The 10,945-nt window shown below is 71.4% G+C and carries 9 protein-coding genes; 4 read left to right on the top strand and 5 right to left on the bottom strand.

Features of this window, described 5'->3' with window-relative positions; genetic code table 11:
• Positions 1-44: 44 nt before the first annotated feature.
• Positions 45-923, top strand: coding sequence for a glucose-1-phosphate thymidylyltransferase RfbA (gene rfbA / locus QOZ86_RS06425; protein WP_284491138.1), 879 nt, complete (start codon positions 45-47; stop codon positions 921-923).
• Between the two features lie 3 nt (positions 924-926).
• Here the strand turns inward: rfbA and QOZ86_RS06430 are convergent, their stop codons facing one another.
• The 4 genes from QOZ86_RS06430 to QOZ86_RS06445 all read right to left on the bottom strand — a co-directional run bounded on the left by QOZ86_RS06430 (position 927) and on the right by QOZ86_RS06445 (position 4,825).
• Positions 927-2,057, bottom strand: coding sequence for a glycosyltransferase family 4 protein (locus QOZ86_RS06430; RefSeq protein ID WP_284491139.1), 1,131 nt, complete (start codon positions 2,055-2,057; stop codon positions 927-929).
• Between the two features lies 1 nt (position 2,058).
• Complete coding sequence (locus tag QOZ86_RS06435) at positions 2,059-2,973, bottom strand: lysylphosphatidylglycerol synthase domain-containing protein (protein ID WP_284491140.1); 915 nt, start codon at positions 2,971-2,973, stop codon at positions 2,059-2,061.
• Positions 2,974-3,038: 65 nt separating this feature from the next.
• Complete coding sequence (locus tag QOZ86_RS06440) at positions 3,039-3,584, bottom strand: class I SAM-dependent methyltransferase (RefSeq protein WP_284491141.1); 546 nt, start codon at positions 3,582-3,584, stop codon at positions 3,039-3,041.
• Positions 3,584-4,825 (bottom strand): glycosyltransferase family 4 protein, encoded by a 1,242-nt coding sequence (locus QOZ86_RS06445; RefSeq protein WP_284491142.1) that lies wholly within the window; start codon positions 4,823-4,825, stop codon positions 3,584-3,586. Before QOZ86_RS06445 ends, QOZ86_RS06440 begins: the two co-directional genes overlap by 1 nt.
• A 16-nt stretch (positions 4,826-4,841) precedes the next feature.
• Between QOZ86_RS06445 and QOZ86_RS06450 the strand changes: the two genes are divergently transcribed.
• Positions 4,842-5,768 carry an NAD-dependent epimerase/dehydratase family protein gene (locus QOZ86_RS06450; protein ID WP_284491143.1) on the top strand — a complete coding sequence of 309 codons (927 nt, stop codon included), beginning with the start codon at positions 4,842-4,844 and terminating at the stop codon, positions 5,766-5,768.
• A 26-nt stretch (positions 5,769-5,794) separates the two neighbouring features.
• Here QOZ86_RS06450 and QOZ86_RS06455 read toward each other — a convergent pair whose 3' ends face one another.
• On the bottom strand, positions 5,795-6,742 hold the full coding sequence (locus QOZ86_RS06455) for a glycosyltransferase family 2 protein (protein WP_284491144.1): 948 nt from the start codon (positions 6,740-6,742) through the stop codon (positions 5,795-5,797).
• Positions 6,743-7,207: 465 nt separating this feature from the next.
• Between QOZ86_RS06455 and QOZ86_RS06460 the strand changes: the two genes are divergently transcribed.
• Together QOZ86_RS06460 and QOZ86_RS06465 are read left to right on the top strand one after the other, a co-directional pair.
• Positions 7,208-10,012: a YfhO family protein gene (locus QOZ86_RS06460; RefSeq protein ID WP_284491145.1), complete on the top strand. Its 2,805-nt coding sequence runs from the start codon at positions 7,208-7,210 to the stop codon at positions 10,010-10,012.
• Positions 10,009-10,944 carry a glycosyltransferase family 2 protein gene (locus tag QOZ86_RS06465; protein WP_284491146.1) on the top strand — a complete coding sequence of 312 codons (936 nt, stop codon included), beginning with the start codon at positions 10,009-10,011 and terminating at the stop codon, positions 10,942-10,944. Before QOZ86_RS06460 ends, QOZ86_RS06465 begins: the two co-directional genes overlap by 4 nt.
• Position 10,945: the final 1 nt, after the last annotated feature.

Consider the following 10,945-nt stretch of genomic DNA (forward strand, 5'->3'; position numbering starts at 1 on the left):
CCCGGTGACCGTGGCACCATTGGGTCCGTCGGTAGCCTCCCGGTATGCGCGGCATCATCCTTGCGGGCGGAAGTGGCACCCGGCTCTATCCGATCACCAAGGCGATCAGCAAGCAGCTGATGCCGATCTACGACAAACCGATGATCTACTACCCGCTCTCCTTGCTGATGAATGCGGGTATCCGGGAGATCCTGATCATCACCACTCCCGAGGACCAGGCCGGTTTCCAGCGGCTCCTCGATGACGGTTCGGACCTGGGCATCGAGATCAGCTACGCCGTCCAGCCACGACCGGAGGGGCTCGCGCAGGCATTCGTCATCGGCGCGGAGTTCATCGGCGACCAGCCCGTCGCGCTGGTGCTCGGCGACAACATCTTCTACGGCACCGGCCTCGGCGAGAGCTTGCGGACGAACACCCGGCCGAGCGGTGGCCGCGTCTTCGCCTACCACGTGGCCAACCCGAGCGACTACGGCGTCGTGGAGTTCGACGACGCGGGCCGGGTGATCTCCATCGAGGAGAAGCCGGCGCAGCCGAAGAGTTCCTACGCCGTGCCGGGCCTCTACTTCTACGACAACCAGGTCGTCGACATCGCCGCCAAGATCCAGCCGAGTGCGCGCGGGGAGCTGGAGATCACGGCGGTCAACGACGAGTACCTCCGTCGGGGCCAGCTCACGGTCACGGTGCTCGAGCGCGGAACTGCCTGGCTGGACACCGGGACCCACGTCTCGATGATGCAGGCGGCGGAGTTCGTGCAGGTGGTCGAGGAGAGGCAGGGCTGGAAGATCGGCTGCATCGAGGAGATCGCCTGGCGCCGCGGGTTCATCACCGACGCCCAGCTGCGAGAGCTCGCCCAGCCGTTGCAGAAGAGCGGGTACGGCGCCTACCTCCTCGGCCTGCTCGACGAGGTCACCCCCGTGCCGTGAGCGTCACCGCAACGAGCTGTACAGCTCCCACAACCGCCGAGCGGTGTCGGCCCAGCTGAAGTCGGCCGCGCGGCGCCGTCCTGCCGCCGACGCCTCGGCGCGGAGGGTCGGGGAGCCCAGCACCTCGCTCAGCGCGTCGGCCAGTGCGGCACTGTCGCCGACCGGAACGGTCACCGTGGCACCACCGCCCACTTCCACGAGCGCCGGCGCGTCCGAGCTGACCACCGGAACCCCGGCGGCCATCGCCTCCAGCACCGGCAGTCCGAAGCCCTCCGCGCGGCTGGGTGCGGCGAGGACTGCCGCCCGACCGAGGACCACCGCGAGGTCCTCGTCGGGTAGCCGGCCCAGGAGCCGGACACGCGAAGCGATGCCCAACTCCTCGGCGACGGCTCCGACGTCGACCGATCCCCATCCTGCCTGGCCCACCACGAGGAGGGGCACGTCTGGTGCGCTCTCCGCCGCCAGTGCCTGCAGCAGCACGTCGAGCCCCTTGCGCGGCTCGACCGTCGCGAGCGTCACCACGTAGTCCCCGTCGGGCAGGCCGAGGGCAGCGGCGCGCCGCTCGGCGTCCGCGGGGGGCACGAGGCCCGCGCTGACCCCCTCGCCGACGACCACCGGCGGACGCCGCAGCGGCACGTACCGTGCCAGCTCCCCGGCAACCGTCCGGGTGGGGACGACCACGGCATCCGCGGTGCGGGCAGCCCGCTCGATCATCGCCCGGTGCCAGCGGACGCCCCTCGGGGTCAGCGTCTCGGGATGGGTCCACGGCACGGCGTCGTGGACGGTGACCACGAGAGGCCGTCCCCGGCGGGGCGGGAACAGCGGCGTCGGCGCATGCACCACGTCCGCACGACGGGGAGCCGGCCCCACTCCCCGCTCCCATGCCGCCACCATGGGGCGACGGGGCAGCGGCAACCGACGCGGTCCCGGTACGCCGCGGAGGGCCGCCGCGCTCACGTCGGCGTGCCACGCGGACCACGTTCCGACCTCCCCGGTGGGTGGCGCCTCCTGGACCAGTGCCCGCGCGACCTCGGCGGCGTAACGACCGGTACCACCGGGCACCGGTGCCAGGCACTGCTCGAGCAGCACCGCCACCCGGAGGGCGCTTCCCGAGCCGGTCGTCACCCCGCGCATCTCAGGACTGCCCACGGCGGTGCATGGCGTCCGGAGCGGTCCGGGTGGCCCGCGCCGCGAGGCCGACCACTGCCGCGAGCACGATGTCGGCCAGGATCAGCAGCACGCGGGACAGCACGGCCACGACGAGAACCGCGCCCGCCGGCAGGACCGCCGCGAAACCGAGCACGAGCGCAGCTTCCCGCACTCCCGCCCCCGCCGGCGCGACGACGACCAGAAAACCTGCGACCCAGGCGAGCGCGAAGACGCCGATGGCCAGCAACCGGACATGTTCTGCCGCGCCCCCGTTCTCCGCCGCGGCGACGTGCCGCACGAGGACGGCGAGATGCAGTCCCAGCAACAGCCACGAGAGCACCAGGAGGGCGCACGACCTGAGGAGCACGGCCCAGGACAGGCGGACGGCGGCCCCGGGCCGCCGGAGCAACCGGAAGGCCGCCGCACTCCACCAGGCGACAGCACGCGGATGGAGCAGCAGCAGCAGGGCGGGGGCCAGCAGGAACACCCACACGTAGGCCGCCAGCAGCCCGGGGAGAGCGAACGGCAGGGTGATCACTGCCAGGACCAGAGCCGACACGATGCTGAGCGCGATGGTGAGGAAGGTCGCCACCGCCGCCTGTCGCGCCGGGATCCTCATGTCCCGCGCGAGGCTCACCTGCGCCACGAGCGACCAGACGCCGCCGGGGAGGTACTTGCCGAGTTGCGCCAGGAAGAAGGCGCGCAGCCCCTCGAGTGCCCGGGTGGGATGCCCCTGATCGATCAGCAGCCCTCGCCAGACCAACCCGGGCAGCGCGGCACCGACGATGCCGAGGAGCAGGCTGACGGCGACGGAGAGCGGCGGGATCGCGGCCAGCGAAGAGGCCACCACCGTGCGCTGCTGCCAGAGCAGCACACCGATGGCCACGACCACCGCGACCACGAAAGCTGAACGGAGGATCGTTCGTCCGCGGGATCGCTCCCTCGCGGCCCCCTCTGCGACGTCACTCACCTGGTGGCGACTACCAGCAGTGCCTTGGGCCACCGTCGAATGCCCTTGCGTGTGACCTCGACGGAGGAGAACGCCGAGCAGAGCTGCCGGAGGGAATGCTCCGTGAATCGCCAGAAGTCGATCGGCTCGTCGTGGTACGGGTAGAGGTGCGGCACGGCGACCACCAGCCGCCCCCCGGGACGCAGGGCGCGACGCATGCTCTCCACTGCGGCACCCACGTCGAAGACGTGCTCGAGGACGTACATGCAGAGGATGAGGTCGAACTCCTGGTCGATGTCCATGTCCGTGACGTCGATGACCCGGTGCCCGAAGGCCGGGTTGACGTCCGACTGCACGAACTCGTCCGATCCCCCGAACAGGCGGCGCAGCGAGTAGGCCTCGTGCCCCATGTCCTGCCGGCCGCTCCCGATCTCGAGGACTTTCATGCCGGTGCTGGAACGGGCGATGCCTTCCACCACCGCATCCGACCACGGCCGCGTCCCGACCAGCCGATGGGCGACCAGCCGCCCCACGCGATCGGTCAGCTGCGACTTCTTGCTCATCAGTTGCTCCCCCTGGCTCCGGAGGACGGCGCTGCCGCGGCCGCCCGGAGCAATTCGATGTACCGCCTACCGATCGCATCAACGGAGTACGCCTCCGCTCGGGCGGCCGCCGCCCGCCCGATACGTCCGGACAGGCCGTCCTCGGTGATCACGCGCTCGAGGGCCGTTGCCAGCGCGGAGACGCTTCCCGGCTCGACGAGGATCCCGGCGGGTTCCCGACCGGCCACCGCCTCGGACAGGCCGGGGAGGTCGCTGGCGACGACGGCGGTTCCCGCGGCCATCGCTTCCAGCATCGCCACCGGCAGACCGTCCTGATCACCGGAACGCGCCCGGACGGAAGGGAAGACCGCCACCTGCGCGTGGGCGAGCATGCGCCCCAGCTCCGCCGCGGACTGCTGCCCGTGGAAGACGACCCGGTCACCGAAGGATCCCGCGGTCTCCTCCAGCTCCCCGCGGAGCGGTCCGTCCCCGACGAGGTCCAGTGACCACGGGACCGATGCGGGGAGGCGGCGCAGAGCCGCGAGGAGGACGTCCGCGCCCTTCTTCTCGACGAGCCGGCCCACGAAGACCAGCCGCCCTGGTGCTCGCTCCGCCGCGGCAGGCCGCCCGGCCACGCGAGTGAAGTCCACCCCCATGGGCAGGACGCTCACGCGCGACGGGGCGACGCCGAGCCCGACGACCAGGTCGCGCATCTCCTCGTTCATGACCGTGACCGCCGATGCCCGTCGCAGCACGCGCCGCTTGAGGGCGCGCGCCGGCCGGGAGGTCAGGGCGTAGAGGTCGCCGCCGAGCGTGGTCACCAGCCATGGCACGCGCCGAGCCGCCAGCAGCGCCATGAGCCCCTGTGGGATGATCCAGTGCACATGGATGACGTCGGGCGCGGCCGTGCGGACAGCGCGCCGGACGGCCAGTGCCCCCGCCGCGAAGAAGAACGGCACCTGCAGCCACCGGCTGGGCCGAGCTCGCAGGTTCTCCAGGATCGCCCCGTCCGCCAGGTCCTCCCAACGGCGGAGGAAGAAGCGGAACCGGTGCACGTCGTAGCCGTCCTGACGATCGCGCGGACGGCCGCCGGGTACGAGCGGGGCTACCACGAGAGTGTCGAAGGCGGTGGCCTCCACGCGGGCCAGTGAAGCGACGAACTCCGGGGTGCCGTCACCGGGCCGCGCCGGGAGGGTCGACGCGAGGACGAGCAGCCGCGGCCGGCCGGTCGCGGGCTCCGCAGTACCAGGAACCGTGTTCACCGGAAGGGATACTGCCATGCCGAACGATGAGGTCGACGCGACCGGCGAGTCGGCGGTGGCGATCCTGGGGGCCGGCGGCTTCATCGGGCGAGCGGTCGTCGCCGCGCTCGAGGCACGAGGTCTCCGAACCGTACGCAGAGGCAGCGTGGATCCCGCGGTCCGTCACGGCCGCCTCGATCCGGAGGTCGCGCGCGCGACCACCGTCGTGGTCGTCAGCGGGCGCAGCAACCCGGCGCTCGCGGAGAACGATGCGACGACGGTGAGCCAGGAGATCGCCGAGAGCCGGGAGCTCTTCCACCTGCTGGGCGAGGCACGTCGCGCACTCCCGGGCCGGCAGCGGATCCTGCTGGCGAGCTCCGGAGGAGCGGTGTACGACACGCGCGAGCAGCCGCCGTACGTGGAGCAGTCCCCCACCGCACGGTCCGGGGCCTATGCCGCCCTGAAGCTCGACGTCGAGGAGTCCTTCCTGGCGGGGGCCTCACCCACCTCGGAGCGGACCGTGCTGCGCCTGTCGAACGTGTACGGGCCGGGTCAGCGCCTCGGTACCGGCCAGGGAGTGGTCGGCCACTGGCTGCAGGCACTGCTGACCGGGCAGACCGTACGACTGTTCGGCGATCCCGCGACCGTCCGGGACTACGTCTACGTGGAGGACGTCGGCTCGGCCTTTCTGGCGGCCCACCGTTCGACGACCCCCCTGCCCCCGGTGCTCAACGTGGGGTCCGGGCGACCGACGACGCTCCAGGAACTGCTCGACCGGGTGCTGTCCGCCGCGGGCCGACCGGAGCATCCGGTGGCACTGACCGGGGACCGGCCGTTCGACCGTCGGCACACCTGGCTGGACGTCACGGCAGCACGGCGGTTGCTCGGCTGGGCTCCGGCCACCACCCTCGAGGCGGGGCTCGCGCGGACCTGGCAGGCCGTCGCCACGGCGTCGCTCCGCTGACTCCGCCCGACAGAGCCGCCGGAAGCCTACGTCTCGCCGCGCGACCTCACGATGAGGTCCGCCAGGAGGGCCAGCGTGAAGATGAGCAGGCCGCTGATGAACAGCAGCACGGCGTTCGTGGTGATGCCGAAGTTGTAGCGGATGACGTCGATGACGCCCTTCACGAACGACAGGCCGAGCAGCGTGAGCGCGATCGGCATCAGCACCTTGATCGGGTTGAAGTACATCACCATCCGCAGCACCTGCAGGATGTAGCGGTAGGCGTCCTTGGTGAAGTGGAACTTCGACGTCCCGGACCGCTTCGCGTACTGGATGGGCAGGTAGTCCACCGGATGCTGGTTGGACAGGAACGACATCGTGATCGTCGTGACGCAACTGAATCCCGGCGGCAGCAGCCGTAGGTAGGGCAGGGAAACATCCCGCCGGAAGGCGCGCAGTCCCGAGTTGAGGTCCGGGATCTTGGTGGCCGCCAGTTTCTCGGCCACCTTCCGGATCACCCACTTGGCCGGCACGCGCAGGATCTTGTGCGTCCCCTCCTCGCTGGTCCGGGCGCCCACGACCTGGTCCGCGCCGGCGTTCTCGTGCAGGTACCGGACGAACTCGGGGATCCGCTCGTTCGGATAGGTCATGTCGGCGTCGGTCCACACGACGATGCGGCCGAAGGCCTCGCGCGTCCCGATCCGACGGGCGGTGCCCGACCCACCGTTGGTCCTGAACGGCATGAGACGCATGTGCGGGAAGGTCGGCAGCGCCGCCTCCAGGACCGCCAGCGTCCCGTCGGTGGACTTGTCGTCGATGACGAGCAGCTCGTAGGTGTAGCCGCTGGCGTCCATGGCCGTGGTGATGCGCTTGATCTCGTCGAGGACGTGGTCCTCCTCGTTGTAGCAAGGCAGGACGATCGTGACCTCGAGGGCGTTCTCGCCCGTCGGCTGGGTCGGCGAAGTGACGGAAAGATGCTTGGCTGCCGCAGTCACGTGCTCAGACGCTACCGCTCCGGCGAGCGGCCCGGCGCGGGATCGCACCACGTGCCCCACTCGCGACAGGAAGCTCCTCGGTCACGTCCTCCGCCGCTCCCGCCCGCCGTCGTTCGAGTCGACGGGGGTCCTCGTCGATCCTGCGGACGGGGTGTCCGGCGGGCACGACCGTCCTCGACGAACGCACGCCTCCCGAGCGAGCACGGCAACCCGCGGGACGAGGCGCAGCACCTGCCCCTCACCCCTCCGGGCCCCCGCCCGACGGGCGTGGAACCTCCGGACGTCGCGCGTGACGATCCGACGATCCTGACGACATGCGGCAGCCCGAGCGGCTCCCGACCGACGACACCCCCGGGCTCGGCGCCGCGACCACGGAGAAACCGTCGATTACCGTGACACCGCTACCGGCGAGCGCACCGGTCACCTTCCCCGCAGTCCACGACAGCCGGCGCCCCCGAGGAGAGCATGAGCAGCGCGCCACCGACCCGCGACATCGCCGCCGTCGACGCACACGGGCACCCCAGGGGTCCCGGACTGCTCGCCGCCCGCGGCCTGACCGCGGTCATGGTGCTCACCGCCGTCGTCTTCGTGGCCGTGACCCTGGGCACCTCTCTGATCGGCCGCACATCCTTCTACGGCGGCGGCCTGCTGCTCAACAACGCCCCGTGGAGCGCCGACCACTTCGAGCCCGTGCTCCCGGAGAACATCTACGTCGGGGACACGGTCGACGTCGTCATCCCCAGCCGGGCCGAGATGGTCGAGCGGGTCCGCGCGGGTGACCTTCCGGGCTGGTCATCGCTCCAGGGCGGCGGCAGCGAACTCGGCAGCGTGCCGAACTTCGGACTCCTGGCCCCGACGGCAGTGGCCTGGTGGGTGCTGCCGACCGATCTGGCCCCCGGCTGGGAGCGGCTCACCGTCCTCGTCGTCGCCGCAGCGGGAACGGCCATGTTCCTCCGCCGCGTGGGGCTCGGACGCCATGCATCCTGGCTGGCCGGCATGGTCTACGCCTCGTCGGGATTCATGGTCGCGTGGACCAACTGGCCGCACGCAGCCGTCGCGGCCATGTTGCCCTGGCTGTTCTGGGCAGTGGAACGATCACTGCAGCTGCGCACTCTGCGCAGCGTCGTCCCCGTCGCCCTGGCCGTCGCCGCCCTTCTTCTCGGCGGCTTCCCCGCCGTCACCGGGTGGGGCTTCTACGTGGCGGGCGGCTACGCCGTGCTCCGTGTCCTTCTCCACCGCCGTTCCGAGACCTCGTGGGGCCCGGCACTCGCCCAGCTGGGCCGGCTCTCCCTCGGTCTCGTCCTCGGCATCGGGTTGGCGGCCTTCCAGCTCGTGGTGTTCCTCGGGCAGTTCCTGGACCTGGACACCTCCTATCGAGAGGGTGGGTTCACACATCTGCTGCCGGCTCGCATGGCGCTGACGATCCTCTTCCCCCATACCTGGGGCATCAACGGGGGCCCGTACTTCAGCGAGACCAACCCGATCGAGTCCAACGCCTACTTCGGGGCCGCCGCGGCGGTGCTCTGCGTCCTCGCGGTGACTGCCCGTCTCGGTCCCCACGTCGTGCGGGGTGTGCGCGGCTACTTCGCCTCGGTCGCCGCCGTCTCCTTCCTGCTCGTCTACGTCCAGGTCCCACCGTTCACCGACGTGATCGGCCGACTGCCGGTCTTCTCGAACAATCCGATCGGCCGCCTCGTCGCGATCATGCTCCTCGCCGGTGCGGTGCTCGCCGGATTCGGGGCCGAAGCACTGCTGCGACCACACCCCCTGAATCAGGAACGACGACGCCGGTTGGTCATCACCACCTCGGTCAGCGGATTCGGGCTCGTCGTCCTCCTCCTGGCGATCTGGATCCGTCGGGAGACCGGCCCGTGGCGGGACGTGCCACCGCTCGCCGCCGTCCCGATCGAATCCTGGCTCGTCGTCGCCATGGTCTGCGTCGCTGCCGTGACCGCCCTCGTGCTCGTCGGGCAATGGTGGCCGAGGCTGGCCGCGGCCGGATTCGTCATCGTCCCCGCGCTCGTGGCCGCACAGGGCCTCGTCGCCGCTGCGCCGGCGTGGGCGCAGGTGGAGGCGGATCGCTTCTACCCCGTCACCGACATGCACGGCGACGTGCTGGACCGGGTCGGCCACGACCGGGTGCTCACGTCAGGAGTGACGATGGGTGGAGGAGCGACCGCCTACTACGGGATACGGATCGTCAACGGCCACGTCTTCTTCCCCGAGCCGTTCTCCGATCTCATCGACCGCATCGATCCCACGGGTCGGCTGAGCCCGACCTACTGGGGGCCGCGCTCGGGGCTCAACCTGCCGCTCTGGCAGTCACCGGGCCTGGACCGCATGGCGGTCAGGTACGTGGTCGCGGATGCCGACACCCCGATACCCGGCCGGGACGACCCGATACGGAGCGGTGAGGTCGCCGCGCCGCTCCTCCGCCAGCCCGTCGAGATACCGCTGCCGCCGGGAGGGATCCGGGGGGTCACCCTCGAATTCCCCGACGGTGCGGCGCCGGCATCGACCGGATACCTGATCGCAGAGGTGCTGAACGACGAGGGGGACTCCCTCGCCCGATCGGAGCGACTGGTCCTGCTCCCACGCCCGTCCCCCGCGATATCCGTCCCGATCGCCGGCGAGGACCTCGGCGGTCGTGGGCCGCTCTCCTTGCGCCTCACGTGGCAGGGCCTCGACGCGGCGCCTGCGATGGACGCCGCCGGCGTACCGGCCGTCACGGTCATCCGGCCGGAGGACGACGGCCTCCGGCTCGTGTCCGACGCCGACGGAGCCGTCTGGGAGCGGACCACGGGGCTGCCCCGGATCCGCTGGGCCAGCGCGATGGAGGTCATCGCGGACGCCGATGCCCGCGCGGACGCAGTCGCCTGGGAGACGATCGCTCCTGACACGGTCGTGCTCTCCTCGACCGGCGAAGAAGTGGCCGGCCGGCCGGCGCAGCTGGACGTGGTCGAGGACTCGGGGGACACCGTCGCGGTCACGGTCGACGCACAGGGCGCTGGATACCTCGTGCTGGCCGACTCCATCCAGAACGACTGGTCCGTGACCGTCGACGGCCGGGAGGCGACGATAGTGGCCGCCGACCACGCGTTCGGGGCGGTGCACGTGGCCGCCGGGAGGCACGAGGTCGTGTTCACCTACACGCCCCGCGGTCAGTCCATCGGCTTCGGTGTCAGCATCGCGTCACTGGTGGCGCTTCTCGCCCTCGCTCTACCGACCGGCCACCTCGGGCGGGGATCGCGGCGCGGAGACGCCGCGTGACCGACGGCCCCCGGGAGGCGACCTGCCGGGTGACGGTGTTGGTGGTCACGTGGCAGGGGCGCGACCTCCTGCCCCCCTGCCTGGACTCCCTCGCCCGGCAGACCGTTCCGCACCGGGTCGTCGTCGTGGACAACGCCTCGACCGACGGCACCGCCGAGCTCCTGGCCGACCGGTACCCGCACGTCCGAGTCGTGCGGAACCCCGAGAACCGCGGCTTCGCCGGTGGTGTCGCAGCCGGCCTGGCGGTGGTCGACACGCCGCTGGTCGCGCTGCTCAACAATGACGCCGTGGCCGAGCCCGACTGGCTCGCCCACCTGGTCGCCTCGCTCGACACCCATCCGGAGGCCGCCGCGGTGACGTCGCGGCTGCTCCTGGCCGACGTGCGGCCGCCGACCCTCAACAACGCGGGAGTGGTGCTGCTCGACGACGGCTACGGCGCCGACCGCGGACTCGGGGCGCCGGCCGACCAGTTCCCGGAACCGGACGAGGTGTTCGGCTTCAGCGGGGGCGCGGCGTTGCTGCGCCTGGATGCCGTCCGCGGCGTCGGAGGCTTTCCTGAACCGTTCTTCCTGTACTACGAGGACACCGACACGTCTTGGCGACTGCGGCAGGCGGGTTGGTCGGTCCGCTACGAGCCCAGCGCCGTCGTGCACCACCGGCACTCCGCAACCGCCGACCAGACGTCGGCCGACTTCGCCTACTGGAACGAGCGCAACCGGTTGCTCATGCACGTCCGGTGCGCCCCTGCCACGGCCGCGATGGCGGTGTGGGCACGATTCCTGCTCACCACGATCTCGCTGCTGGGACGTCGACTGACCGGTGCGCCCCGCCCCGCCGCCCACCAGCAGCGCCTCCGGCTGCGGCTGCGAACGCTCGGGGGCGCGGTGCGCCTGCTGCCGTGGGCGCTGCGCAGCCGCCGGCGGACCGGCTGAC

The sequence above is a fragment of the Blastococcus capsensis genome, assembly GCF_030165005.1.
Taxonomy (GTDB): Bacteria; Actinomycetota; Actinomycetes; order Mycobacteriales; family Geodermatophilaceae; genus Blastococcus; species Blastococcus capsensis.